Below are 24,584 nucleotides of genomic sequence, written 5' to 3'. Positions count from 1 at the left end.
AGGGTTAGAGGGATTTTTTTTAATTTCTACTTTACTTCTACAATTTTTCAAGTAATACCAATTCGACAAATAAATACTACAGATCAACCCCACCGCCTGCGGCACCTCCCCTTAGAAAGGGCAGGGCTGTTTCAAAGTGCATGGAGAAAAATTAGAGTGAGGTTGACCACATGGCAAGCTCGACATGGAACTGCTGGCATTGCTGAACACTGTTGCTGACCCCCGCGCCCCGCGAGGCAAACGTCACCCGCTCTCGCTGGTGCTGCTGATTATTCTGATGGGAACGATGCTCGGCTACTGGGGCTATCGTCCTTTGTCTGAGTTCATCAAGCACTATGGCGATGCCCTGCGAGCGCGACTCGGATTGAGTGATGAAGTGGAATTTCCCTCCTATTCCACCCTGCGGCGGGTGATGATGCAGCTTGATTTTGCTGAGTTTGCGGCGGTGTTTTCGCAGTGGGCAAAGCAGTTTGTCCCGCTCGATCCGGCTGCGGTTGTTGCCATTGACGGCAAAAGCATCAAAAGTACGGTCAGCGACTGCCACCAAAACACTCAAGCGTTTGTCAGTGTGGTTTCGCTCTTCAGCCACGAGTGCGGCTTTGTCTATCAGATGCAGGCGATGGACAATCACAACACCAGTGAACAAACCGTGGTGCAGCAGTTGCTCAAAACGCTGGCACTTGATGGGGTCGTGGTCACGATGGACGCACTGCACTGTCAAAAAAAACCTTAGCGCAAATCATCGAGCGGGGAGATGACTATCTGGTGTGCGCCAAGGCGAACCAACCGTACCTGTACCAGGCGATTGAGCAAGCTTGGCAGCAGGGTCACCCCTGGAGTTGCTACGACTACACACAGCACAGTCATGGTCGCACCGTGCATCGTCGGGTTCAGGTCTATCGCCCGTCGCAAGCGCTCCAATCGCACTGGAGCGGACTCGCGTCGCTGATTGTCGTCGAACGCTCGGGCACCCGAGCGCAGCAGCCCTTTTGCGAGCGGCAGTATTACATCAGTAGTTTGATCACCTGTGCGCACGGCTTTGCTCAACTGGTGCAGGGGCACTGGGGGATTGAGAATCGCTTGCATTGGATCAAGGATGTCTCGCTGGGTGAAGATGATGCACCCTACCTCGATAAGCGCGCTGCTGCCAACTGGTCAATCGTGCGGACCTTTTTCATCACCTTGGCAAGACGCTTGGGCTTTCATTCCATTGCCTCAGCGAAACGCCAGCTTGCCAACCAGTTTGAGCAGGTCTTTCTCTCTCTACAATGAAACAGCCCTGCCTTAGAAAGGGGAGGTTGGGAGGGGTCTTGCAGGTTGTTTTGTATTCAGCTTTTTGAACTCCAAACTAGGGTGAGATGGATTTTGCTTCCATAGTTGATAATTTTTTCTTGCTGTTTTCTTAACTCTTTCTGGTAACTCAGCAAAATATTCGATGAACTCTATGGTCAATTCTGACTTCATAGCTCATCAAAACCCATTTGTTTTGTCCTACCATTAATAGAATCATTTAACGCTTTTGTTGCTAACTCCTCTAATTGGCTATGTTCTGGGTGAGATAAAGATTGCTGCCAGTTAAGTTCATTTTCAATATCTTCAATTAACTGTTCTGCAAGTTCATCTTGTAGATGAGGAGGTAAATTTTGTGCTTTATTAAAAGCCTCTGTCAGTAGCTCAGTCATAATCGTAGTTTGTAAATCTGAGATCTTGCAGCATTCTCAGTTAACCCGACAGCCCGCCTGGTAATTAATTACCAGGCTAATAGCTCAAGCCCACTCAAAGTGGGCTGAAAGACTGATTAAGTCTGATGAATCAGGCTTTGGCTGTTAGCCCGCACTTTATAGTGCAGGGTGGGAAAGTGGGTAATAGACGAAATTAGTGCAAGATATCAGTAAATTGAATTTGGTAATTCAATTTTATCAGGAGCAAGTAGTATTTAATTGCTACTTTATTTAGTATTTGAGGATTGGTCGCAAGTTATAGAATAATTCAAATTCAAAACTTGATTTTTAAATAATCTCTGGGACTCACGCCAAACTTCTTGCGAAAAGCTGCTGCAAAATACTTGCGATCGCCAAACCCCACCGCTTGCATTACTTCAGTGACTCGCATGTCACCAGACATCAACAGTTGGCTTGCTTGTTCCATGCGATAATCGTGGAGATAGCTAAATACTGTTTTGCCAAACACCTGACGAAACCCGCGTTTGAGTGAATAATCATTCAAGCCAACTTGTCGCGCCAATGCCATTAACGAAGGCGGTTGATGTAGATTTTGCTTCAAAATTTCGCGGGCGCGATAGATGCGATCGACATAATCGGGTTTTAGATTGTTTTGCGATCGCCGCCCTTGTTGCACTGCTTGCTCTTCCTCCAACACCAACGCCGCCACTTCTAGCACTTTTCCTTCTAAATACATCCGTTTATGCAACCCCTGATACGAACAGCGGATAATTTGCCACAGAATACGCTGCATTGCCGGCGAGATTGTCCCCACGCGGGTGTAGTATTGTTGATTTGGTTGGCGAATCAAGTGCTGCAACTCAGTTGGCAGTTCGCCACCCTTGCCTATGAACGACACTAAAACCTCTGGTTGCATCCAGATTATGACTTCTAAGCTATGGTATTCGCACGGACCAACGATAGTTTGCTTGGGAGATAGACCACTACCATAGAGCGCATATTCTAAGTTAGTCACTTCCGTAAAAGCATCAAGATGCTGTCCTGACAAATGGAAATGAAAACACAACTGTCCCTCTTCTTCTGGTAATGTAACTTCCCAGCGATCGCACAACTGAAAATTATCGATTTTCAGTTCTAGCCCTTCTCGCAATACAATTTCCCGAACGTAGCCTTCAGACAACCACGACGGTTGATGCAGCAACAGATCCAGGTCATCTCTGGGGTCTGGATATTTTGCATGAGCAAGCATCTCTTGATACAAATCATCAGCAGCTTGCTCGGACATAGAAATTGTCATCGCGATAGGTTTACTGAGATTAATTATTATTAGTAAATTATCACATTAATTTTTATATTTGTGGTAATGGGTAATAAATGTTCCGTCCAATTACCAGTTACCAATTTTCATTGCCAATACTTAAAAACTCGTGACTACCGAGTTATAACAAAACCTTAAAGATTTATTTAATCAAAGCAAACAAAGTTTATTTTCGCTATAATGCGTTCAATTTATTGATAAGTATTCTCATTAGATGAAACTTTAAACGTTTATACTTTGCACTTCCTCTAAAGTCATGACCCATCAAGCATATACTCAACCACCTACCAGAATCTGGGATATTATGGCTCCAGTCAAAGGTAGGATTATAGGTGCGATCGCGCTAGCAGCACTAAGTTCAATTGCTGGAATCGGTTCATTGCTAGCAATTCCGCCGATTGCAGCCGCGCTAGTATCTGAGTCATCACCTATTCAAATTTGGCAATGGATTGCAGTCGCCTTAGGAATGGTAGTGATCGCTTTTACTGCCAGAGTTTTTGCATTTCATGTTTCCCATATCGCGGCATTTAAACTTGAAGTCATCTTAAGAACAGCACTGACTACACACCTTGCTCAAGTTCCCCTTGGCTATATCATTACAACCGGCTCAGGTGCAATCAAGAAAATTGTGCAAGATGATGTCAAATCACTTCATGCCTTTGTCGCCGATAGCACGCCCTTATTTGGGCAAGCCTACACAATTCCACTCCTGTCATTAATTGCGATGTTTGTTGCCGATTGGCGATTAGGATTGGTGACATTAGCGGTACTTCCGGTAGGCATGATTTTTATTCGGCTGGCGTTACGCGATTATGCCGAACAACGGGATGCTTACGATTGTGCCAACGAACAGATCAATAGCGTCATCATTGAGTTCGTGCAAGGAATGCAAGTCGTTCGCACTTTTGACGATGGTAGTAGTTCCTTTGCTCGATTTCAAAATTCACTCGATGCTTTTACGCAAAAGCTGCGCGAGTGGAATGAAAAAACACAAACTTCCGGTCGATTCGGAACATTGCTATTTGAACCATTACCGACACTGTTAGTTGTATCTGCGGTGGGAGCATGGTTCATGATGCAGGGAACCTTATCATTCCCGCGCCTGTTGGTATTTCTATTACTCGCCCCGCGATTATGTGGAGCATTCAAGCCCATTTTCACACTCTCCTATTTCATCAATCAAGCGAATGCCGGAGCATTGCGGATTGGGGCAGTACTAGCAGAACCTATACTACCGCAACCTGAACATTCTCAACAGCCTGCCAATTCCTCAATTGCGCTACGCAATGTGACTTTCTCCTACAGTGATGGTCGTCCAGCATTACAAGATGTGTCGCTTGATATGCCAGCCGGAACCGTAACCGCATTAGTAGGTCCTTCAGGTGCAGGCAAAACAACCTTAGCACGACTCATTCCTCGCTTCTGGGATGTTGATCGTGGCTCAATTGAGATTGGCGGTGTAGATGTGCGGGAAATGACCTCTGATACTTTGATGTCTTGGGTTTCATTTGTCTTTCAAGATACCTTTTTATTGCACGACACGATCCGCAACAATATCAAATTAGGGAAACCAAACGCGACCGATGAAGAAATAGTTGCAGCAGCTTCTGCGGCACAAGCCCACGAGTTTATTCTCACTTTACCTAACGGCTACAATACCATTGCTGGCGAACGAGGAACTCGACTTTCAGGCGGACAGCGCCAGCGCATTACGATCGCCCGTGCGATTCTCCAAGATAATCCAATTGTGGTATTAGATGAAGCTACTGCCTTTGCCGATCCAGAAAATGAAGCGTTGATTCAAAAAGCGATCGCCTCTCTGACACAGGGCAAAACCTTGATCGTTGTCGCACATCGCTTGGCAACGATTATGAGTGCCGATCAGATTGCCGTATTAGATCAAGGACAATTAGTCGAATGCGGCAAACATGACGAATTACTTGCTAAAAATGGTGTTTACGCACGACTCTGGTTGCGTCATCATCAGGCACAAAATTGGGAATTGAAAGTGAGACAAGCCTTAGTTGAAATGCAGTAGTGAGGTAAAAATATGGACACGCAAATCCTCAAAATCGCCTTCCTGATTGGGCTAGCGGCAAGTACAATTATCCGCATTCCTTACCAGCGCGAAACTCAACAAAACACCATCATCGATAATCGCAAAACTCCTCAAGAAAACGGATTGCTGTTTTTGGTGTTTTTAGGGATGGTTGCTTTGCCACTCGTATACGTTTTTACTCCCTGGCTTGATATTGCTAACTATCACCTATCAATTTGGGCTAATGGCTTGGGCGTTGTGACATTTGCGATCGCAATGTGGCTATTTTGGCGATCGCATCACGACTTAGGTAAAAACTGGTCGCCAACCTTACAAATACGCGAAGCACACACACTGATCGTCAGCGGTATTTATCAAAAAATTCGCCATCCGATGTATGCGTCAGTTTGGCTGTGGAGCATTGCTCAAGCACTATTATTACCCAACTGGATTGCAGGATTATCAGGAATCATCGGCTTTGGCATTTTATACATCGTCCGAGTTCGCAACGAAGAACAAATGATGCTCGATCAATTCGGCGCTCAGTATCAAGAATATATGCACAAAACCAAGCGATTAATACCCTATCTCTTTTAGGCGTTTGAACTTCATAAAGGTTGGTAACTGGTAATTGGTAATCGGTAACTGGTAATTGGTAATTGGTAATTGGTCAAGCAGAATATCTCTTACCGTCTATTCCCTATTACCCGACAGATATTGTGTGTGATATTTAGTTACGCCCACATACTTGAAAATCCCTCTCCAACTCTTATCTCTGTGTTCTCTGCGTCTCTGCGGTTCGTTAAAAAATCTTCACTCAAATCATTTTCCCCTATGTTAACCATCACCGAAAAAATTCCCATCATTACCTTTACCTACGAAGGTCGCATGACAATGGACGACGCCAACCAATACATCTCCAAGTTAGAACAACTTATTACCCAGAAAGAACCCTTTGCAATTCTTGCGATCGCCCATGAAGACAATAGTAAAAATCGAGAAAAAGGCGTCAATTCAACAATTGGTAAATGGATTAAGCACAACAAACCGCAACTGACCAAATTTTGTTTTGGGTATGCAACCGTGACAACATCAACAGTGTTTGCCCTTTATAAACCAATGACAAAACTCATCGGAACCAAAATGATGGGATGTCCTTGCGATGTCTTTGTGTCAGTTGAAGAAGCGATCGCGTGGTTAGAACAACAAAGTAGTTATGCAACAATCCAGTAATTCACAGGTTATTGATGATACAGGAACATTGCTCACTCTGTTAAAACCTGCCAAGCGGGTTGTGAGTTTAACAGCAACAGGTTTAGATATTTTATTTGAATTAGGGTTACAGCCTGTAGGCTATCTAACTAAAGGAATCGCAAATCGACCTGAATTTTACGGCGATCAGGCGCAGCAGATTGCATCAGTCGGTTCGTGGATGTTTCCCCAAATCAATCGCATCAAAGCACTACAACCAGATTTAATTCTCGGATGGGCGTTTCCGCATCGATTTTATAAACCTTGGTTGAATAACATTGCACCTGTGTATTTGATGAATAAAACAGGCTATGAAGTTACGCTGCAACGATTGCGAGATGTAGGGGATTTATGCGATCGCACTGATGCCGCAGAAATTGCGATCGCCCAGTTTGAACAGTGTCTCGACATCTATCGTAATTCCATCACGACACCTCGCAAAACAGTATTGATGATGGGCGGTTCGAGTCTAAATCGTTGGATGGGTAAATTCCTAGTTGAGACAGATCGATGCACACTTGGTAGCATTTTGCAACAACTCACGCATTACCCGTGGCATCAACCACAAAACCATCGTGGAGAACCAGGGTTAATGACGTTCTCGCTGCGGGACATCTTAGCAGTCAACCCCGATATTATCTTTGTGCAAACTTATTCACCTTCCAAGGTTCCACTTTCGCAACAGCTAACAAATCATGCGTTGTGGCAACAACTGCAAGCAGTACAAAACCACCAAGTCTACGAAGTCGATCAGTATTGGCACAGTGGTACAGGTACTCGAATGCTGCGCCTGATCCTCGATCAACTGTTACCCAAAATTTATCCAAATTTAAGATAAAGCCATGCTTAATACCTATCGTCGGATGATGGACGTTGCCGGATCGTATAAGTCGCAGTTGCAATCTGCACTGCTACTTTCTGTTATTGCCTCTATCATCCAAGGAGTCATCTTTGCTCTTTTCTTTCCCTTACTATCAGCATTGATGAATCAACCGATTGATATTCAACGAGTTTGGACACTCTTAGCTTTATTCGGATTTTTAGTCATCGTTGAAGGATTGCTCCGCTGGCGAGAACTAGACTTTGCTTGGATAACATCTACTGATGTTGCCCATGAAACACGATTACGACTAGCAGAACAACTGCGACGGATACCTTTAGAAGAACTCAATCAACGACAGTCGGGCGATCTCAATGTTGTGCTGAGCGGTAATGTGAGTGAGATTGTGTTGTGGATTGGCAGTTTGGCGACACTGATTATTCAAACGTTAGTTGTGCCATTTGTTGTGGTGATAGTGACGCTGTTTGTCGATTGGCGATTAGCGCTGGCATTATTAGTCACATTTCCCTTAGCTGTGCCAATTTACCGCCAAATGCGATCGCTTGTCAAAAATTTATTGCGTGAAATAACAGACGCTGATGCTAATACGGCTTCACGAGTGGTGGAATATACCCAAGGTTTACCTGTACTGCGAGCAACAAAACAGGTAGGAGAGCGATCGCAACGTCTGCAAGCCGCACTCGTTCGTCAACGTGATGTGCAATCGAGAGGACAGCGATTAGTCAATTTACCGCTGATCGCTATGGCAACTGTCGTTGAAGTTGGTATTTTTACCGTTATCAGCTTAGGAACATTATTTGTTCTGCAAGGAAGCCTTTCGATTCCGGTGTTGTTTGCGCTGGTGGCGATCGCCATGCGCTTTAGCGAACCACTTGCTCAACTTACAGGACTTGCAAGCGTCTTCGACTTAATGGAAATTGGATTAGAGAAGATCGAAGCCTTGATGAGCATTCCTCCTCTTCCTGTACAAACACCACCCGCGCAACTCACTTCTTTTGACATTACTTTTGAACAAGTTTCATTTCGCTACGCGGATCAATCCGAATGGACGCTGCAAGACGTATCATTTCACTTGCCAGAACGCACGTTGACAGCTTTAGTAGGATCGTCCGGTAGCGGTAAAACGACAATTACTCGTCTAATTAGCCGCTTTGCCGATGTGCAAAAAGGTAGTATTCGCATCGGTGGGGTAGACGTGCGCCAAGTAGAACCAAGTCAACTCATGCGCTATATTTCTGCGGTGTTTCAAGATGTCTATTTATTTGATGACACGATTCGCAACAACATCCGCATGGCTAAACCTGACGCGACAGATGTTGAAGTTGAAATCGCTGCACGCGCTGCAAATTGTCACGAGTTTATTAGCCGCTTACCCAAAGGTTACGATACTTCGGTTGGTGAAATTGGCGGTACGCTATCCGGTGGAGAACGTCAACGCATTTCAATTGCGCGTGCGATTCTCAAAGATGCGCCAATTGTTTTGTTAGATGAACCTACATCAGCTTTAGATACCGAAAGTGAAGTCGCTGTACAACGAGCAATCGATCAACTTGTTGCCGATAAAACCGTGATTGTCATTGCGCATCGTTTATCTACCGTTGTTAGTGCCGATTCGATTTTAGTCCTAGAAGACGGGCATATTGTGGAGCGAGGTCCTCATCCAGAACTCTTATCACAACAAGGGCGTTATGCTGCACTATGGAATGCACAACAGTACGCTCAAGGATGGCGAATTGCCGCTTAAAAAGAATCGCGAATTTATTCGCTGCTAGATCAAAATCCACGGAGGTGGACTGAATAAAGTGTACGCAGGCTCACTTCATTTGGCTAGCCCCGAAGGGAGTCGAAGGAAGAGTGCGATTCATGAGGAAGTCTAATTTTTTTCTACCGCGCAGCGCGAACTAACAACAATCCACCCGCAGTCAACCCAAAAACATTTGGTAGCCAAGCTGATGTAACAGGAGTCAGAATCCCTGCTACTCCTAAAGCACTACAAATAAAGCTAAACAAATAATACGTAAAAATAATGACTACACTCACACCAAAGCTTGTTGCTTTTCCCGCGCGGCGTTGTGGTTTAGTTCCTAAAGCAGCAGCTACTAAACCAAAAACAACACAAACGAACGGAAACGAAATTTTTTCTTGAATGCGGACTCTTAGTTTGCGGATTTTTTGTTCGTCACCGCTATAGCGAATTTTTTCTAAGCGATCGCGCGCTTCAGCAATATTCATTTCATCATAGTCTCGCCCTCTGCTAGCAACATCTAAAGGCGCGCGCGGTAACTGTAATTGTTGGTGTTCAAACCTAACAATGTTGCGATAAGAACTATCCGCAGAAACAAGATAAATCGTACCATTAAAGAAATCCCAAACGTTTTGTTGCGGGTTCCATGCCGCAGAATCTGCCATGACAATTTGGTTTAAACCTTCTTTCGAGCGATCGATAATTGTTAATCCTGACATTGTTTGACCGTCAAAGCGATCGGCATAAAATAACCGTGACAAAATCCGCCTGCTGTTGCCATCGGCTTGTTTAACTTCTTGATATTCAGGATAAATAATATTTTCTTCTTGAAACGTTGGCGTTTCGCGCTTGAGCGCTTGATTTAACGTAAGAGTCGCTTGATAATTTGATGCTGGTACAATCTGCTCGTTAAATAAAAACGTGATTCCGGTGACAACAAGGCTGAGAACAATTGCAGGCAAAGCGATACGATAGACACTGATACCACAACCACGGAGGGCAATCAACTCGCTATCACTAGAAAAGCGACTGTAGGTCATCAATACAGCCAACAACGTAGACATGGGGAAAGCCAACACCACAAACGCGGGAAATTGCAAGAGAAATACCTGCAAAGCAATTTCTAACGGTAGTCCCGATTCGACAACTCGCCGCACTAAATCGAATACAGTGCCGATCGCAACTCCTACCGAGGAAAAAGCACCCACACCAAACAAAAACGGTGGTAGTAGTTCCATCGCAATATAGCGATCCATGACTGAAAAAGGCATCAGCGATGGAAACTTAGCAGATTTGTGACTAGCGATTGTCATTATGCTGAGTAATGGGTGATAGGTAATGGGTAATCGGCATGATTATGTAAAACAGTTATTCTAGCCACTAGCCACTAAATCTGAAATTTGTCACCTAAATAGTATTGCCGTACTAAAGGATCGTTGTAGAGTTCCTCGGTGTTACCTGCTGCGAGAATTTGTCCTTCACGCATAATATAGGCGCGATCGGTGATTGCAAGTGTCTCGCGTACATTATGGTCGGTGATCAAGATACCTATTTGGCGATCGCGTAACTTTTTTACCATAGCTTGAATTTCGGCGACAGCGATCGGGTCAACACCCGCAAATGGTTCATCTAAGAATAAAAAATTTGGTCCATGACGTCCAGCAGCTAAAGCCCTTGCTAATTCGGTACGTCGGCGTTCGCCCCCAGAAACTTGAATTCCCTTGGTATTTGCGACTTTTTCTAGCCGAAATTCCCGTAGCAGTTCATTTAAGCGGTGTTGCCATTCGCGTCGAGGGACGTTTGTTTGTTGTAAAACTAATAACAGATTATCTTTAACGCTGAGGTTGCGGAAAATACTTGGTTCTTGCGCTAAATAGCCAATTCCTAACCGCGCGCGTTGGTGCATAGGTAGTGCCGTGATATTGCGATCGTCTAGCCACACGGTTCCTTCGTTAGGTTTTTCTAAACCTGTCGCGATGTAAAATGTTGTTGTTTTCCCCGCACCATTCGGACCAAGAAGCCCGACAACTTCACCTTGCGCTACAGAAATACTGACGCGATTGACAATAACGCGCTTACCGTAAGATTTGTGGATATTTTCTAAGACAATCTTTTTCACGATGACTCCGCTAACACACCCACAAGTAAAAACTAACGGATTCTACGATCCTGGGCTGGGTGCTAAGGGGGGTACTGCGGGTACAGGTGGTGTTCCTGGAGGTTGATTCGGATTCGGCTCAGAAACAATATAAATCGATTGCACTTGTTGATTTGCCTTTGGTGTTGCGATAAATCGTCCTTCGTCGATCATATACGTAACATTTTCGCCGCGAATGCTGTTACCTTGCTGCAAAATATACACGTCGCCACTGAGAACAATTCTTCGCTCTTGGCTAAAATATTGTGCTTGGGCAGCAGTTGCTTGAATTTGCCGTGCAGGATAATTCATTTGCACGTTACCGCGTGCTGTAAAAATTCCTGTTTGCGAGTTTGCTTCTTGAACATCAGAATTGATGATCAACGAATTTTGTTCGGCGGTTTGACCTTGGGCACGTTGTAAAGGAGTATTTAAAGCGATCGCACTCATCAAAGTCAAGGGCAAAATTGCGATCGCCAAGCCGCAGCGACGCACAAAAGACGAGGGCAAAAAGAAATGGGGCATCATATAACGTTTGTCTGAAAATTAAGCACGAACCCTGGCAACGCAGAACTGTATTTCACCTGACGATGACTGCTATGCTTAAGTTTCAACTCCTCAAGCATCTCCAATGCAAACACCCATTTATTCTGGCTGCACTGTTGTAATTATAGGCAGCAAGTCTGAATTTGCGTTAAATTCTTCAGTTACTATCCAATCACCGACTTTTTCAGGTCCTGCTTGTTGCAATTGTGCTAATAGATGACTACTCGTATCGACCAGTTCTTCAACATCGATACCACTAAAAATGGGTGAGTAGCGGTGTAATCTATGAATGCCTTCTCCGAGTAAAATAACTGCTCCCCGCCAATTAGCATTACCCAAGTGATAAAGCGCCACAGCAAGTTGTAATATCCCTTGATAAAACGTTTTCTCTGGCTCTGTTGCTTCCATCCACAGAGCTTCTAGCGTATCGTGACAGGTGTAGAACTGTCGAGTATTAAATTGCTCTACACCTTCCCAGAATTGATCTGGTATTGATTCGTTCATCCCATGCTAGAGCGTACTTCTTTAATCGTATCTAAAGGTATATCCTGCTGTTCGCCAGCAAACTCATTATCTGGGGTAAGAAACAGCATACAATGGCACTCTTTACGTTCGCGCATAGGTACACACGGACAATTCCAAAATGCTGCACCAGCTTCAGCGTGTTTATCTTCATAATGACGGCAAGGACACAAAGGAGAACCTAAATCATCTTTATGTTTTGCAAGTCCTTCAATGACGACAGCAGTCACCGAAGGTTCAGCACAAAAGTAAGTTCCGGTACGCTTAGCATAAGTTTGCGCAAACTGCCACATTGCTTCCAAACTTTTATCCGTTGATAAGTTGCTGCTATCTGTGGGTTTCATAATCTTAAAGGTTTGTAATCAAGTTATTTTCTGCATTTTAACGTAGGTAGACACATCATTCTGAGTTCTAGATCAGTAAGCCTGGGCTTAAAGTATTAGTGATTTGCTGTTCAGCCGTTGAACCTACTGCAATTGAGCTAACAGCAATACCCAACCAAATGTAGCGTAAAGCATACATCAATTCTTCAGATAGCAAGCATAGATTATTTGCGATATTCTCTCTTTATCTCTTTTATGTCTGGAGTAGTTCTTTTCAAACACTTTGCCCTACTCGCACAACCTGCTGTAATTGAGGTTGCAAAGGTTGCTCTTTATCTATCAAAAGACCAAAAGAATCACGATTCACTTCTAATGGCGAAACAGAATCATTTCCCCATAATAACCAGTAGCTATCAGGAGAAATTGTTTGCAAACTCAGCACATTTTGACTCAACCAAACAAGACGACTTTGAGGTAAATTTGCTACTTGCACTTCATTAAAATGCGTTGCAGCCAAAGCGTGTAAAACAGTTCGATTTCCTTGCACTAAACCTGTTGCAGCAGTCCAAAGTTGGACATTTAGTTGTTGCTTTTGTGCGTAAAAATACAAAGATGCCGCAGCAATAACTGCTTGTTCAAAACTATCTTCTTCCCAAATTTCAGCGCTGTCTAAGCAAATCACAAGTTCGCGTCCTTCAGTAGTTAATTCTAATTCTCTGACACGAAATTCGCCATAACGAGCACTCGTGCGCCAATGAATTAAACGCAAAGGATCTCCAGTACGATAAGGACGCAGCGATCGCGTTAATCCTTCAGTCGCCGATCGCACGCGCTGTTGTTGGTTATACGACTTAGCATGATTCTCTTGACCAACGCTATCAATAATCGGACACGTTGTTAATGGTAAAACCGTAGGATAGACAACGGCTGTAGCAGGTATTTCTTGCTGACGGCGACACCAAAACAATCCTACAGGTGCAGCGGTGCGTAGTTGTATCGTATGCCAGCGGTAAACACCTCGCTGTTGTGTGGGGTGATGATATACCCAGGTGTAACTTTGATGCGGCGGAATGACTTCAATCGGTGCTTGGACTGGTTTACCTAAAACAAAAGCTAGTAAGTCTTGGATTTGCAGTAAACTCTTAGGGTGGGCTGTCGCATTAGCGATTTCAACTTCTACCGTTAATGCTTCGCCAGCGCTGACGGCTTGAATTGCAGCACGACGGATTTTGATACCGCGAAGCGATCGCGCAGGTAAAATCGCGGCGATTCCTAACAATGCAAAACCCAAGCCGCTTAAAACATACAGCCACCCTGCCATTGTATTCACGGCAGCACCAAAAAAACAGCTAGTGACGCCGATGAGAACCCAACCACTATAAGCTGGTGTTACCCAACGCGACTCTAGCCAGTCCGCAATTTGCTTGTTTAGGGTCATTAGTAAAGGATAAGTGCAGGCAAAATACCCGCACCACTCATGTTATGCTTTAAGACTACCCTTCACTCGTTGCATTACTATCAACGCTTTGCAAGTTTTTTTGCCATTTTTCGCAGACGAATCGACTGTGGTGTCACTTCGACTAATTCATCAGCACTAATATACTCTAAAGCTCGTTCTAAGCTCATTTCCATTGGTGCTTGCAACTGGACTAATTCTTCACCGCTAGAAGCGCGATGGTTTGTCAGTTGTTTTGTTTTACAGACATTAAGTTCTAAATCTTGCGGGCGGTTGTGTTCGCCAACAATCATTCCTTTATAAACCTTAGTGCCTGGAGTGATAAAGAAGACACCGCGATCTTCAGCATTTTTCATCGCGTAGAAAGTTGCTGTACCTTCTTCAAATGCAATTAATACACCATTCCGCCGCGCTTCAATTTCGCCGCTGAGTGGACGGTAATCAAGGAAGCTGTGATTCATAATGCCATCACCGCGCGTTAGACGCATGAATTCACCGCGAAAACCGACTAAGCCACGCGCTGGAATCACAAATTCTAACTGAGTGCGACCATTACCGCCAACTTGCATATCTTGCATTTCGCCGCGACGCTGTCCAAGGCGTTCGATACAGCCGCCGACGCCTTCTTCTGGAATATCTAGCACTAAATATTCGTAGGGTTCGCAAGGTTGTCCGTTGACTTCGCGATAAATAACCTGTGGTTGGGAAACTTGAAACTCGTAACCTTCACGGCGCATCGTTTCAATTAAAATTCCCAAATGTAACTCACCTCGACCAGACACTAAGAATTTATCGGGTGAATCGGTTTCTTCGATGCGGAGTGCTACGTTTGTTTCCAATTCGCGGAAGAGGCGATCGCGTAATTGTCGAGAAGTCACAAAATTCCCTTCTTGTCCAGCAAATGGCGAATCATTCACCGAGAAAGTCATCTGTAATGTAGGTTCATCGACTTTAATCAGTGGTAGCGCCTGCGGTTCATTTGGACAGGTAATTGTTTCGCCAATATTTGCATCCGCAAATCCTGCAACTGCAACGATATTTCCTGCGGACGCTTCTTGCATTTCAATGCGCTTGAGTCCTTCAAAACCCATTAACTTGGTCACTTTGGCTTTTACAATATCACCTGTTTCGGTAATTAAAGCCGCTTGTTGACCCATGCGGATTGTACCGTTGTGAATTCTACCAATGACAATTCGCCCCAGATATTCAGAATAATCTAACGTCGTGACTTGCAGTTGTAGAGGTTTATTCGGATCGCCGACTGGTGGTGGGACATGGTGCAAAATTGCTTCAAATAGGGGTTGCATATCTACCCCTTCCGCCTCTAGGTCGTCTTTAGCGTAACCTTCTAAACCAGAAGCGAATAAATAAGGAAAGTCGCACTGATCGTCGTCTGCACCTAATTCGATAAACAAATCCAAAACTTTATCGACTGCGCCATGCGGATCAGCTTGCGGACGGTCAATTTTGTTGACGACAACAATCGGACGTAAGCCTTTTTCTAGCGCTTTTTTCAAAACAAAGCGTGTTTGTGGCATGGGTCCTTCGTTTGCATCCACAATCAGGATACAACCATCAACCATCCCCAGAACGCGTTCGACTTCACCGCCGAAATCTGCGTGTCCTGGAGTATCAACAATATTAATCAGCGTGTCTTTGTAGCTAACCGCTGTGTTTTTTGCCAAAATTGTAATGCCCCGCTCTCTTTCTAAAGCGTTGGAATCCATAACGCAGTCTGGAATGTCTTCCCCTTCGCGAAAAATACCAGATTGTCGAAGCAAAGCGTCAACCAGCGTAGTTTTACCGTGGTCAACGTGGGCAATAATGGCAACATTACGAATAGGGAGCGTCATAGGAGCGTTCCAATGATGGTAGAGAGGGATTGATTGCAGCAGTTCATTAACAGAAGATGACGGCGATCGCCAATTCTGTAAAGAAGCCTTAATAATTGTAGCGCATCGGTTACAACTACGGTGAGTTTTAATAGCGCGTCAGCTATTTTTATATGCGACTGTACTTTTACTGAAGTTAATTTTACTTAATGTAGAAAATCTCCGTGAAATCACCCTTGGGCAGGAACAAAGATAACTTTAATTTTCTACTCAATAGTTTTGTTTAAGACGGTGTTGAAACTTCTAGCTCAACAGATGACATTTCTAATACACAGTGTCTCAAACTCGTCTTTCACCAACTTTTGACACTTTTCTTTGACAAAACTGAGGAAAACAAGTTGAGAATTGTATGCTTCAAAAACGCTTGTTCGTGGTTATCGTTAGTCTTTTAGCTGGTTCTTTAACTCTCGGACAGAATTTAGTTAAATCACAAACACAAACACCTAGCCCTTCACAATTAGCTGCACCTTTATCTTCTAATGAGCGTCTTAATTACTGGTCTAGAACCAGTCCAAACGAGCCTATTCCCGCTGGTGTCTTTTTTGCTCAACGCATTCCTGATGCCCAGATTCTTCAACTGATGCGACGTTACAACGTTCAGCTTAAGGCTGTTTATATGTCAGTAGCTGGAATGTCTGGTACACATCGAGCATACAACAACGAGGATGCAAAGACAGTTATTGCAGAAGCTCGACGCATAACTACTGAGATAATGTTAAATAGCCGGAAATCTAGCCAAGTACGTGCTAGAGATTTTGTCAAACTTCATCCAAGGAAACAATTTCTTGCCCAATCTGCTAACGAAACTCCCCGAATCGATGCATGGTCACTTCTAAGAAATATTGAACAAGACGAAGCTGCGCTTGCTTGGTCTCAAGGCAATCAACCGCTTATATATGGTGTAGAGGTTGTTGGCAGCATAAACAATATTAAGAAGCTCGCGACTGATCCTATTGTCAAGGGATTTGAGCCAGGTGTGAAAGTTAACGGCAGAATTATTATTCCTCGTTCGTCACTACCTGAGCAAGTTGTGACTTCTCAAGATTTGGGTGTCCGTAGTCAAGCTATTCCACAAACCGCCGAAGAGATATACACCCGCATTGAAAACATTGCTCGTTATGGAATCAAATAGAGGCGGCAACTAATGAAAGATATTACACGCAATACATTAATTGCTTTTAGCTTAACATCAGCACTGATTGCCTTAGCATCGCCCTCTGTAGGATATCCTCCAATTAAGCGTTACCCAAATAACGGAGATCTCTACTACAACGGTGCAGCTTACGCAGATTCATATTTTAAATGGTTTAATGTAGGCGGTTGGGTAAGAAGCAATCCTGCTTTTGAGATGGATATGACAGTTAGTAAAAGAGCCTTTATTAGTTGTACGACATACAATAATCTTCCACAAACGAACTACGATGATTGTCCAACTGCTGGAGTATCTGAAAACGATCCGAATTACAAGAGCTTTGGCTTCGGCACCTGGAATGCTAAGGGAATTATCAATAGCTTAACTTACAATGCAAAGTGGTATTTTCAGAATAGTGCTGATGCTGGATATGTTGGATATACTACACCTGTTAGAATAAGCTGGCAGGAGGTAGAAAAAAGCCTCTGCTCGTATCAGAGTATATGGTGCATGGCTGGAGTGCCAGGAACTGGAAACGCTGGTACGTTAATGTCTAAGAAACCGGACGGTTCTCCGCTAACCCTAACTGTAGGGCGGGTAGCCTATTATAAATGGTGCTTACCTACAGGTACTAGTTGTACCTACCCTTATAGATAACTGCTCCTTTTTAAAGGCTGCTAATTCGAGTTTACGAGCTAAATTTAATTAAACTTAGCTCGTAGATATACTAGATTTCGAGGAGATTGCAATCAAACTCAATTTCTTGCGATGGAATACCAAACATTCCATAAACTATTGCCTTACCTTCATAAGGATAAGGACAATCCTGAAGTAGTTTATCACTACGGGAAATAGCTTTAATAGGCTTCAACTGTACAATCCTCACCCCAGTACAAGTTAATGCTGCGAGTTGGGAACAGCGGCTATGACCAATAAGCCAAAGCACTTCCTGAGCATATTCGACAGCTTTAGGTTCTTGTCCTGCTAGTTTTTCGTTATTTCTTAACACAAAACGTGGTACTACCTGTGCTGCAATAAAAAGAATACCTAAACTCGCAATAGAGAGCTTGAGCAGAAATTTAGATAACGCCATTTATATACCAAATTAAATTAATTATTAAATCAGCTAGATTTCAGCTTAACCTGGTATCAATCAGTTTTCAAATATAGAAAATTAGACAATCTGCAAGGAGGCTTTCTAGCCTTCGCTCTCAAAACTCTTGTAAAACATAATTAGCACTAAGATAAGCATTACGTAGAGTTTGCAATGCTTCCAAGGAGAATATTTGCTTGATCTTGCCAATGAGTTCTCCCCAGGCGACAAGATTGTTAATGTCAGCAACTTGCATGAACTTTTGCACGTAAAAATCTACCCAAAACTTAGGCACGTGTTTCTGTTTCTGAACCGCACAGCGCTTGCGCCAACGGCACTCGTCTGCGTGTGTGGGAGGTTCTACGCCTAGTACTGGTGGTAAATCTGCATAGCTAACAAACCGACTAATTCCTTTTCCGACAACATGAATGACGTGTCGCCAGCAATCGATGCGATAAATTTCATCGGGTTTACGGTTGAGAAGTAATGCAATTGCTTCCTTAGTGACAAATCGTGCAAGCGGATGAAAAGTCTTGGCTTCAGTTGATTTTGCTGGTTGTCTTGCTATCATAAAAGTGCCTTCTGATTTTTGTTAGAGAGTCCTTCTGATTTTTGTGAGAGGGTTCTTCTGATTTTTGTTAGAGGGTGTTTCCCACGCTGTGGGAATTTTTTGGAAATAGCGATCGCTTCTGGTCGGCAAACTGAAAGCGATCGCTTTCAATATACTTCTAATTTAACAGCGAAAACTCACTACTTGTCAAGCATGGGTTTGGTTAGGCTAAGAATTCAGGAATTTGCTGACAAACAAGGTTGGAACATAAAAGAGGTTTCAGATCGTTCTGGAGTCCCTTATGGTACAGTCAAAACTTATATGCGCTTGCCAGAAAGAGCAACTGTTGACCTTACCGCACTTTGTAAACTGGCTAGGGCGTTTGATGTTTTAATGGAAGATTTATTTGAGGTAGTGGAAGATTAAAAGCTTGCCTCTTTAGTAACAAATTAAGCTACTGAGTTCGCTTAGTGTCTTGCTATCATAAAAAGCGCCTTTCAGTTTTTGGAATAAATTTTGAAATTGCGATCGCTTAAAGAGTGATACTGTTTCGACCAATTGCAAGCATGGGTTTGGTTAGGTTACGAATTAGAGAGTTTGCAGCGAAACGAAATTGGACACTGAAAGAAGTTTCTGATCGTTCGAGCTTTCCGTACAGTACCGTTAAGACTTATGCTGTATCTTCAGGGATGGCAATGGCTGACGTTACTGCTTTGTACAAATTAGCGAAGACTTTTGATGTTCTGATTGAGGATTTAGTAGAAATAGTCAAAGAGTAACTATAAGGAAATCTTAAAAGACAAATTATATCACGATCATTCTATAAAATGCTATCTTGTGTTTTTTGAAATAATTTATTCTCCGGAAGTATTTAATTACCGATAAATGTCGATGATTACTTATGCTAGAGGTAGATTGATGATTGGCAAAATTTTCAATCTTAAAATCGGTAAAAAAGCTGTCTGCAAGTAATTAAACATCCCGTATTCAATATAAGTGAAATTTATACTCAAAAAAATATTGAAGTACGCTAAATAAAAGTAAATTTTTGTACTAAAATTCCTAGAACAACTTGAGTAATTTGCTATTAATTCCAGATAATTGCCTGCTGAGGTTGAATAAATCTGGTGTACTAGCCTGAGATGAATTACAATGGCTGCTCAAAGGTATGTTAAGTTGTCGAGGAGATTTGAGTATGAAACACAAGCTATGGTTTAATTTGGTGGCAATTCCAACTGTAGTTGGCTCGATGTTAACTATGTTACTAACACCAGGTGTATCTGCCACGAAAACTCAAGCCTCCTGCGATGTACCAACTGACTTTCAGATGTCTGCTATCAACCCCCACCACAACCGTGGTATTTTAATTGCATCTACTGATGTAACATTTGAAGAGCACCCTTTTTTAGATTTTAGTGCAGCAGAAAGTGATGCTGCCGTCAGCTTATTTGGCTGTGACTGTCCTGCTTGTTTAAATGTATTGCGTCAGTTACGCAACTCACCTGAAGTGAAAAGAGGTCAAGGTCATTGCTGGGATAATATGGAACTAAGAGTATCTCGCCAGCAAGTACGAGAAGTTTTGACAAACTTAGAAAAAGAGGAAGCTTTAGAATTGAAACAAGAAGAGGCGATGGAGTTTGGAACGATGGAAAGTTTCAACTAAAAAAATAGGTCTCATTGCTGGGGTAGTAGAAAGTAGCTTTTGCTTCCATTCCTCTGTCTTAGCAAGGAAAGAAACCTAAAAAGCCTATTATTGCGTACCACATTATGGATTTTTTGCCCCAACCCTACCAGGGTTGGGGTCAGGTTCTGCGCTTTGTAAACTAGCAAAAACGTTTGATGTGATGAGGGAAGATTTATTTGAGATAGTTAAAGAATAAATATGCGATCGCCTCTTTTGGGGATGCCATAGTCTTAGGCAAAAAGCTTAAAAATTACTTGCTAGCTGAACTCTGCTTGTCTTGTTGTTCGTGTTGTATCTCAGGGAACACTAGATACAGGTAGTTCGAGATAGGAATATACAGCGATGCAGCAAGTAAACTCAGGCGTTGCTTACCTTTTATGGTGTTTGTGCTTTTTTGGCGTTTGTGGAGGTCAAAGATTTTACACTGGTCACGTGACCAGTGGTCTAGTTTATCTTTTCACATTTGGTTTTCTTGGTGTTGGTCAACTGATAGACCTAGCTTTCATTCCTAGCATGGTGAATCGGCGTAATATTTATCTACGAGGACTACACGCCCAACAATCGCTGGAGTTAAATATTGGCAATATTCCTCGTCAGCAAAAGTTTCAAGTAAATGCCTCACCTTCAACAGTACATAGTCCGATGCAAAAGTTACTGCTAGCAGCTAAAAAAAACGGCGGACAACTATCGATCGCACAAGCAGCTATGTACACTGGGCTAGACCCGAAAGAAGCAAAAAAACTACTGCAAGAAGCTGAAAAAGTAGGATGCGCTGAAATTTGCAACGATCCTGTAACAGGTGCAATTCGTTATCGGTTTGATGTATGAGTCTGGGATGAGAATGCAGTCAATGCTTTGTTTGTAAGGAGGCGATCGCATTTGCTTGATTATCTTGTGGTTCAACAGCTTTTATCTCAGCACTAGAACAGGCTAAAATACCGAAGTTTCTACTTTTAAATCGCCCATAAAAGGAGCATCGCATGAGTTATCGCATGGATCGTCGTGCTTACGCTGAGACATTTGGTCCAACAGTAGGCGATCGCGTGCGACTTGCAGATACCGAATTGATTATCGAAGTCGAACAAGACCTGACAACCTACGGCGATGAAGTCAAATTTGGCGGTGGTAAAGTCATTCGCGATGGTATGGGACAATCGCCAATAGCGAATGCGGATGGTGCGGTCGATGTTGTGATTACAAATGCGTTAATTCTCGATTGGTGGGGAATCGTTAAAGCAGATATTGGCATTAAAGACGGCAAGATTTTCAAAATTGGCAAAGCGGGAAATCCTTACATTCAAGACAACGTAGATATCATTATTGGTCCTGGTACAGAAGCGATCGCCTCAGAAGGAATGATCCTCACCGCTGGGGGAATTGACGCGCACATTCACTTTATTTGTCCGCAACAGATTGAAACCGCGATCGCTTCTGGAGTCACGACAATGATCGGCGGCGGAACAGGTCCAGCCACAGGAACAAACGCGACAACTTGCACGCCAGGACCGTGGAATATTTACCGAATGCTGCAAGCTGCGGATGCCTTTCCAGTTAATTTAGGCTTTTTAGGGAAAGGAAATAGCAGTCAACCACAAGGACTTGTCGAACAAGTACAAGCCGGTGTCATGGGCTTAAAACTTCATGAAGACTGGGGGACAACTCCCGCCGCGATTGATGTTTGCCTAAGTGTTGCCGATGAATACGACGTGCAAGTCGCGATTCACACTGATACACTCAACGAAGCTGGATTTGTCGAAGATACGATCGCCGCTTTCAAAAACCGCGTGATTCATACTTATCATACCGAGGGTGCGGGTGGCGGTCATGCACCAGATATCATCAAAGTTTGTGGAGAAGCCAACGTTTTACCTTCTTCTACCAATCCTACACGCCCTTATACGCTAAATACGCTGGACGAACACTTAGATATGTTGATGGTATGCCATCACCTCGATCCAGGAATTGCGGAAGATGTGGCGTTTGCTGAGTCGCGAATTCGTCGCGAAACAATCGCAGCAGAGGACATCTTACACGATCTTGGTGCGTTTAGCATGATTTCTTCTGACTCGCAGGCAATGGGAAGAGTCGGAGAAGTGATTATTCGGACTTGGCAAACTGCGCACAAAATGAAAGTACAGCGCGGTTCCCTCGCGGAAGATACCGCAGCAAACGACAACTTTCGCGCCAAGCGCTACGTTGCTAAATATACGATTAACCCCGCGATCGCGCATGGTATTTCTGAATATGTCGGTTCCGTAGAAGAAGGGAAACTTGCGGATTTGTGTTTGTGGCGTCCGGCATTTTTTGGTGTCAAGCCGGAGATTGTCATTAAAGGCGGGGCGATCGCCTATGCGCAGATGGGAGACGCAAACGCGAGTATCCCTACACCACAACCTGTACATATGCGTCCGATGTTTGCCAGCTTTGGTGGGGCGATCGCCACAACTTCGCTGACTTTTGTTTCACAAGCCGCAAAAGACTTAGGAATCTCTCAACAACTTAACTTACAAAAAAACATCGTTGCTGTGTCTGGGACTCGCCAGCTAAGCAAAAGCGAAATGAAATTAAATGACTTTTTGCCTCACATCGAAGTCGATCCAGAAACTTATGAAGTCAAGGCAAATGGTGAATTACTCACGTGCGAACCTGCAACAACTTTACCTTTAGCACAACGCTACTTTCTCTTCTAAATTTGTCGGCTTGCACCTAAATCATCAACTTGTGTGAATGTAGGTTTATTCTTTTGAACAATCGTTAATCAAAAATCTACTACACATCGAATTACGGGTAATGCCTTACCTACTCGTCAATGATTGCCGATGGTTACAGATATCGGAGGTTTCACTCAGGAAAGATAAATTTAATTTCTAAATTGCAATTAAACTAGACAGCTAGCATCAGTTTGAGTTTGCTCGGCACGTATTAGCCGCTGTATCCTTTTGTTTATCTGTAGTTGCTGTTTGAGCGTACTATGGCTTAACTGCTGATGACTAACTTGAATAGTACTGAATCTCTTAAGCTAAGCAATCAATGGATTTCATCAAAATCATCTAATAGCAAGTTGGTATAAAAATAATCCTTCGTAGGTAGGAGGTCAAGCGCGCAGTTAGGAGGAAAAATAATACAGATGCAAGCTGTTAATAAAATTTAACTTAAGTATAAACATTTCTATTCCATGTCTTCCCAACCCTCTCGTGACAATATTCTTGTTGTAGACGATTCTCCAGATAATGTTTTTCTAATCCAAACTATTCTGGAAGAAGAAGGCTATAACATCTCCACTGCTGAGGATGGTCCTACAGCGTTAAGACTCGTTGAACAGTCGCCGCCACAATTGGTACTCCTTGATGTAATGATGCCAGGAATGGATGGTTTTGAGGTGACGCAACGCATCCGCCGTAACAATCAACTACCATTTATCCCAATTTTGCTGATTACAGCGTACGATCAGCCGAGTGTAGCCCAAGGATTAGACATGGGCGCAGACGATTTTATTCGTAAACCTGTGGAAGTTGATGAATTATTGGCACGCGTGCGATCGCTATTACGGCTAAAACACAGTGTAGACGAGCGCGACCAAATAGCCCGCCAACGCGAAGATTTTGTCTCGCGCCTAACGCACGATTTACGTACTCCATTAGTCGCCGCCGACCGAATGCTGATGCTGTTTCAACAAGGTGCATTAGGCGAACTTTCACCAACGATGAAAGAAGCGATTACTACAATGGCACGTAGTAATCAAAACTTATTGCAAATGGTGAACACCTTATTAGAAGTGTACCGTTTTGAGGCAGATCGTAAAGTCTTAAACTTCATGCCGGTTAATTTGCAAGAGGTACTATCCGAGGTTGTGAAGGAATTAGAACCGCTGGCGCAAGAAAAAAAGCTACCTCTACAATTTGAGACGGAGTCGCAAGTCAACCCGAAAGTGATTGGCGATCGCTTGGAAATTCACCGTTTATTTACAAACTTAGTCGGAAATGCCATTAAGTTTACTGACTCTGGTTCGGTAAAGGTACGGATGAAGTCGTCTGAGAATGAAGACTCAGATGCATACATTACGGTTGAAGTTGCAGACACGGGTACAGGTATTCCACAAGAAGAACAAACTACCTTATTTGAAAGATTTCGCCAAGGAAGCCACAAACGTTCTGGCAGCGGTTTAGGACTTTACCTTTCACGTAGAATTGTAGAAGCTCACCAGGGTACGATCAATGTTAAATCAACGCCTGGTCAAGGTAGTGTGTTTATCGTTGACTTACCGACCGCTCAGTAAGTTCAATATGTCCTTCCTGATTAACTAGCTGGCTTGCATACCAGCTGGTATCACTATTAAAAAATCGTAATTTTGATTTTTAAATTTACAATTATAACA

25 protein-coding genes and 1 pseudogene are annotated in these 24,584 nt (G+C 43.4%); 14 read left to right on the top strand and 12 right to left on the bottom strand.

Features of this window, described 5'->3' with window-relative positions; translation table 11 throughout:
- The first annotated feature begins 184 nt into the window (after positions 1-184).
- Positions 185-1,272 (top strand): annotated as a pseudogene (locus GLO7428_RS29630) (ISAs1 family transposase).
- A gap of 188 nt (positions 1,273-1,460) precedes the next feature.
- Here the strand turns inward: GLO7428_RS29630 and GLO7428_RS02390 are convergent.
- A complete protein-coding gene (locus GLO7428_RS02390) occupies positions 1,461-1,682 on the bottom strand; it encodes a hypothetical protein (RefSeq protein ID WP_015186961.1) in 222 nt (73 codons plus the stop codon).
- A 313-nt stretch (positions 1,683-1,995) separates the two neighbouring features.
- Positions 1,996-2,979: an AraC family transcriptional regulator gene (locus tag GLO7428_RS02385; RefSeq protein WP_015186960.1), complete on the bottom strand. Its 984-nt coding sequence runs from the start codon at positions 2,977-2,979 to the stop codon at positions 1,996-1,998.
- A gap of 277 nt (positions 2,980-3,256) precedes the next feature.
- On the opposite strand from GLO7428_RS02385, the gene GLO7428_RS02380 reads away from it, so the two are divergent.
- The 5 genes from GLO7428_RS02380 to GLO7428_RS02360 all read left to right on the top strand — a co-directional run bounded on the left by GLO7428_RS02380 (position 3,257) and on the right by GLO7428_RS02360 (position 8,874).
- Complete coding sequence (locus tag GLO7428_RS02380; protein ID WP_015186959.1) at positions 3,257-5,038, top strand: ABC transporter ATP-binding protein; 1,782 nt, start codon at positions 3,257-3,259, stop codon at positions 5,036-5,038.
- Between the two features lie 12 nt (positions 5,039-5,050).
- Positions 5,051-5,635: a protein-S-isoprenylcysteine O-methyltransferase gene (locus GLO7428_RS02375; RefSeq protein ID WP_015186958.1), complete on the top strand. Its 585-nt coding sequence runs from the start codon at positions 5,051-5,053 to the stop codon at positions 5,633-5,635.
- Between the two features lie 237 nt (positions 5,636-5,872).
- Positions 5,873-6,271 (top strand): STAS/SEC14 domain-containing protein, encoded by a 399-nt coding sequence (locus tag GLO7428_RS02370; RefSeq protein ID WP_015186957.1) that lies wholly within the window; start codon positions 5,873-5,875, stop codon positions 6,269-6,271.
- Positions 6,255-7,127, top strand: coding sequence for an ABC transporter substrate-binding protein (locus GLO7428_RS02365; protein ID WP_015186956.1), 873 nt, complete (start codon positions 6,255-6,257; stop codon positions 7,125-7,127). Before GLO7428_RS02370 ends, GLO7428_RS02365 begins: the two co-directional genes overlap by 17 nt.
- Before the next feature lie 4 nt (positions 7,128-7,131).
- Positions 7,132-8,874: an ABC transporter ATP-binding protein gene (locus tag GLO7428_RS02360; protein WP_015186955.1), complete on the top strand. Its 1,743-nt coding sequence runs from the start codon at positions 7,132-7,134 to the stop codon at positions 8,872-8,874.
- A gap of 140 nt (positions 8,875-9,014) precedes the next feature.
- Here the strand turns inward: GLO7428_RS02360 and GLO7428_RS02355 are convergent, their stop codons facing one another.
- The 7 genes from GLO7428_RS02355 to typA form a co-directional block, all read right to left on the bottom strand.
- Positions 9,015-10,187: an LptF/LptG family permease gene (locus GLO7428_RS02355; protein ID WP_015186954.1), complete on the bottom strand. Its 1,173-nt coding sequence runs from the start codon at positions 10,185-10,187 to the stop codon at positions 9,015-9,017.
- Positions 10,188-10,261: 74 nt separating this feature from the next.
- Positions 10,262-10,993 (bottom strand): LPS export ABC transporter ATP-binding protein, encoded by a 732-nt coding sequence (gene lptB / locus GLO7428_RS02350; RefSeq protein ID WP_015186953.1) that lies wholly within the window; start codon positions 10,991-10,993, stop codon positions 10,262-10,264.
- 42 nt (positions 10,994-11,035) lie between these two features.
- The gene (locus GLO7428_RS02345; RefSeq protein WP_015186952.1) at positions 11,036-11,539 is read right to left on the bottom strand and encodes an LptA/OstA family protein; all 504 of its coding nucleotides are present in this window, start codon (positions 11,537-11,539) and stop codon (positions 11,036-11,038) included.
- A 117-nt stretch (positions 11,540-11,656) separates the two neighbouring features.
- Positions 11,657-12,061, bottom strand: coding sequence for a DUF309 domain-containing protein (locus tag GLO7428_RS02340; protein ID WP_015186951.1), 405 nt, complete (start codon positions 12,059-12,061; stop codon positions 11,657-11,659).
- The gene (locus GLO7428_RS02335) at positions 12,058-12,423 is read right to left on the bottom strand and encodes a ferredoxin thioredoxin reductase catalytic beta subunit (protein WP_015186950.1); all 366 of its coding nucleotides are present in this window, start codon (positions 12,421-12,423) and stop codon (positions 12,058-12,060) included. Before GLO7428_RS02335 ends, GLO7428_RS02340 begins: the two co-directional genes overlap by 4 nt.
- Positions 12,424-12,676: 253 nt before the next feature.
- A complete protein-coding gene (locus GLO7428_RS02330; protein WP_015186948.1) occupies positions 12,677-13,840 on the bottom strand; it encodes a DUF58 domain-containing protein in 1,164 nt (387 codons plus the stop codon).
- An 80-nt stretch (positions 13,841-13,920) separates the two neighbouring features.
- A complete protein-coding gene (gene typA, locus GLO7428_RS02325) occupies positions 13,921-15,711 on the bottom strand; it encodes a translational GTPase TypA (protein WP_015186947.1) in 1,791 nt (596 codons plus the stop codon).
- A 388-nt stretch (positions 15,712-16,099) separates the two neighbouring features.
- Between typA and GLO7428_RS02320 the strand changes: the two genes are divergently transcribed.
- Together GLO7428_RS02320 and GLO7428_RS02315 are read left to right on the top strand one after the other, a co-directional pair.
- Positions 16,100-16,882 carry a hypothetical protein gene (locus GLO7428_RS02320; protein ID WP_015186946.1) on the top strand — a complete coding sequence of 261 codons (783 nt, stop codon included), beginning with the start codon at positions 16,100-16,102 and terminating at the stop codon, positions 16,880-16,882.
- Between the two features lie 12 nt (positions 16,883-16,894).
- Positions 16,895-17,539, top strand: a complete 645-nt coding sequence (locus tag GLO7428_RS02315) for a hypothetical protein (RefSeq protein WP_015186945.1) — start codon at positions 16,895-16,897, stop codon at positions 17,537-17,539.
- Between the two features lie 70 nt (positions 17,540-17,609).
- Here the strand turns inward: GLO7428_RS02315 and GLO7428_RS02310 are convergent, their stop codons facing one another.
- Both GLO7428_RS02310 and GLO7428_RS02305 read right to left on the bottom strand, forming a co-directional pair.
- A complete protein-coding gene (locus GLO7428_RS02310; RefSeq protein WP_015186944.1) occupies positions 17,610-17,975 on the bottom strand; it encodes a hypothetical protein in 366 nt (121 codons plus the stop codon).
- A 118-nt stretch (positions 17,976-18,093) separates the two neighbouring features.
- Positions 18,094-18,546 carry a hypothetical protein gene (locus tag GLO7428_RS02305; protein WP_015186943.1) on the bottom strand — a complete coding sequence of 151 codons (453 nt, stop codon included), beginning with the start codon at positions 18,544-18,546 and terminating at the stop codon, positions 18,094-18,096.
- Positions 18,547-18,645: 99 nt separating this feature from the next.
- Between GLO7428_RS02305 and GLO7428_RS02300 the strand changes: the two genes are divergently transcribed.
- The 4 genes from GLO7428_RS02300 to GLO7428_RS02285 all read left to right on the top strand — a co-directional run bounded on the left by GLO7428_RS02300 (position 18,646) and on the right by GLO7428_RS02285 (position 21,037).
- Positions 18,646-18,951, top strand: a complete 306-nt coding sequence (locus GLO7428_RS02300; RefSeq protein ID WP_231295537.1) for a helix-turn-helix transcriptional regulator — start codon at positions 18,646-18,648, stop codon at positions 18,949-18,951.
- A gap of 140 nt (positions 18,952-19,091) precedes the next feature.
- The gene (locus GLO7428_RS02295) at positions 19,092-19,304 is read left to right on the top strand and encodes a helix-turn-helix transcriptional regulator (protein ID WP_015186941.1); all 213 of its coding nucleotides are present in this window, start codon (positions 19,092-19,094) and stop codon (positions 19,302-19,304) included.
- A 416-nt stretch (positions 19,305-19,720) separates the two neighbouring features.
- On the top strand, positions 19,721-20,188 hold the full coding sequence (locus tag GLO7428_RS02290) for a hypothetical protein (RefSeq protein ID WP_015186940.1): 468 nt from the start codon (positions 19,721-19,723) through the stop codon (positions 20,186-20,188).
- Positions 20,189-20,551: 363 nt separating this feature from the next.
- Positions 20,552-21,037 carry a TM2 domain-containing protein gene (locus tag GLO7428_RS02285; protein ID WP_015186939.1) on the top strand — a complete coding sequence of 162 codons (486 nt, stop codon included), beginning with the start codon at positions 20,552-20,554 and terminating at the stop codon, positions 21,035-21,037.
- Positions 21,038-21,056: 19 nt separating this feature from the next.
- Here the strand turns inward: GLO7428_RS02285 and GLO7428_RS29365 are convergent, their stop codons facing one another.
- On the bottom strand, positions 21,057-21,191 hold the full coding sequence (locus GLO7428_RS29365) for a hypothetical protein (protein ID WP_255348361.1): 135 nt from the start codon (positions 21,189-21,191) through the stop codon (positions 21,057-21,059).
- On the opposite strand from GLO7428_RS29365, the gene ureC reads away from it, so the two are divergent.
- Both ureC and GLO7428_RS02275 read left to right on the top strand, forming a co-directional pair.
- The gene (ureC, locus tag GLO7428_RS02280; RefSeq protein ID WP_015186938.1) at positions 21,190-22,899 is read left to right on the top strand and encodes an urease subunit alpha; all 1,710 of its coding nucleotides are present in this window, start codon (positions 21,190-21,192) and stop codon (positions 22,897-22,899) included. The two genes, GLO7428_RS29365 and ureC, sit on opposite strands and share 2 nt — an antisense overlap.
- Positions 22,900-23,384: 485 nt before the next feature.
- On the top strand, positions 23,385-24,485 hold the full coding sequence (locus tag GLO7428_RS02275; RefSeq protein ID WP_015186937.1) for a hybrid sensor histidine kinase/response regulator: 1,101 nt from the start codon (positions 23,385-23,387) through the stop codon (positions 24,483-24,485).
- Positions 24,486-24,584 lie beyond the last annotated feature (99 nt).

Origin of the sequence: Gloeocapsa sp. PCC 7428 (genome assembly GCF_000317555.1) — a bacterium.
Classification (GTDB): Bacteria; Cyanobacteriota; Cyanobacteriia; order Cyanobacteriales; family Chroococcidiopsidaceae; genus Chroogloeocystis.
The sequence above is the reverse complement of the archived record's forward strand: the minus strand, read 5'-3'. Positions and strand labels throughout refer to the sequence as shown.

What these genes read in the sequence shown, in the direction of transcription:
- GLO7428_RS02385 (WP_015186960.1), bottom strand. Translation starts at nt 2,979, where the DNA reads ATGACAATTTCTATGTCCGAGCAAGCTGCTGATGATTTGTATCAAGAG.
- GLO7428_RS02335 (WP_015186950.1), bottom strand. Translation starts at nt 12,423, where the DNA reads ATGAAACCCACAGATAGCAGCAACTTATCAACGGATAAAAGTTTGGAA.
- GLO7428_RS02360 (WP_015186955.1), top strand. Translation starts at nt 7,132, where the DNA reads ATGCTTAATACCTATCGTCGGATGATGGACGTTGCCGGATCGTATAAG.
- GLO7428_RS02285 (WP_015186939.1), top strand. Translation starts at nt 20,552, where the DNA reads ATGCAGCAAGTAAACTCAGGCGTTGCTTACCTTTTATGGTGTTTGTGC.
- GLO7428_RS02290 (WP_015186940.1), top strand. Translation starts at nt 19,721, where the DNA reads ATGAAACACAAGCTATGGTTTAATTTGGTGGCAATTCCAACTGTAGTT.
- GLO7428_RS02275 (WP_015186937.1), top strand. Translation starts at nt 23,385, where the DNA reads ATGTCTTCCCAACCCTCTCGTGACAATATTCTTGTTGTAGACGATTCT.
- GLO7428_RS02345 (WP_015186952.1), bottom strand. Translation starts at nt 11,539, where the DNA reads ATGATGCCCCATTTCTTTTTGCCCTCGTCTTTTGTGCGTCGCTGCGGC.
- GLO7428_RS02380 (WP_015186959.1), top strand. Translation starts at nt 3,257, where the DNA reads ATGACCCATCAAGCATATACTCAACCACCTACCAGAATCTGGGATATT.
- GLO7428_RS02355 (WP_015186954.1), bottom strand. Translation starts at nt 10,187, where the DNA reads ATGACAATCGCTAGTCACAAATCTGCTAAGTTTCCATCGCTGATGCCT.
- GLO7428_RS02320 (WP_015186946.1), top strand. Translation starts at nt 16,100, where the DNA reads ATGCTTCAAAAACGCTTGTTCGTGGTTATCGTTAGTCTTTTAGCTGGT.
- GLO7428_RS02390 (WP_015186961.1), bottom strand. Translation starts at nt 1,682, where the DNA reads ATGACTGAGCTACTGACAGAGGCTTTTAATAAAGCACAAAATTTACCT.
- GLO7428_RS02305 (WP_015186943.1), bottom strand. Translation starts at nt 18,546, where the DNA reads ATGATAGCAAGACAACCAGCAAAATCAACTGAAGCCAAGACTTTTCAT.
- GLO7428_RS02295 (WP_015186941.1), top strand. Translation starts at nt 19,092, where the DNA reads ATGGGTTTGGTTAGGTTACGAATTAGAGAGTTTGCAGCGAAACGAAAT.
- GLO7428_RS02310 (WP_015186944.1), bottom strand. Translation starts at nt 17,975, where the DNA reads ATGGCGTTATCTAAATTTCTGCTCAAGCTCTCTATTGCGAGTTTAGGT.
- ureC (WP_015186938.1), top strand. Translation starts at nt 21,190, where the DNA reads ATGAGTTATCGCATGGATCGTCGTGCTTACGCTGAGACATTTGGTCCA.
- GLO7428_RS02315 (WP_015186945.1), top strand. Translation starts at nt 16,895, where the DNA reads ATGAAAGATATTACACGCAATACATTAATTGCTTTTAGCTTAACATCA.
- typA (WP_015186947.1), bottom strand. Translation starts at nt 15,711, where the DNA reads ATGACGCTCCCTATTCGTAATGTTGCCATTATTGCCCACGTTGACCAC.
- GLO7428_RS29365 (WP_255348361.1), bottom strand. Translation starts at nt 21,191, where the DNA reads ATGCGATGCTCCTTTTATGGGCGATTTAAAAGTAGAAACTTCGGTATT.
- GLO7428_RS02365 (WP_015186956.1), top strand. Translation starts at nt 6,255, where the DNA reads ATGCAACAATCCAGTAATTCACAGGTTATTGATGATACAGGAACATTG.
- GLO7428_RS02340 (WP_015186951.1), bottom strand. Translation starts at nt 12,061, where the DNA reads ATGAACGAATCAATACCAGATCAATTCTGGGAAGGTGTAGAGCAATTT.
- GLO7428_RS02370 (WP_015186957.1), top strand. Translation starts at nt 5,873, where the DNA reads ATGTTAACCATCACCGAAAAAATTCCCATCATTACCTTTACCTACGAA.
- GLO7428_RS02330 (WP_015186948.1), bottom strand. Translation starts at nt 13,840, where the DNA reads ATGACCCTAAACAAGCAAATTGCGGACTGGCTAGAGTCGCGTTGGGTA.
- GLO7428_RS02375 (WP_015186958.1), top strand. Translation starts at nt 5,051, where the DNA reads ATGGACACGCAAATCCTCAAAATCGCCTTCCTGATTGGGCTAGCGGCA.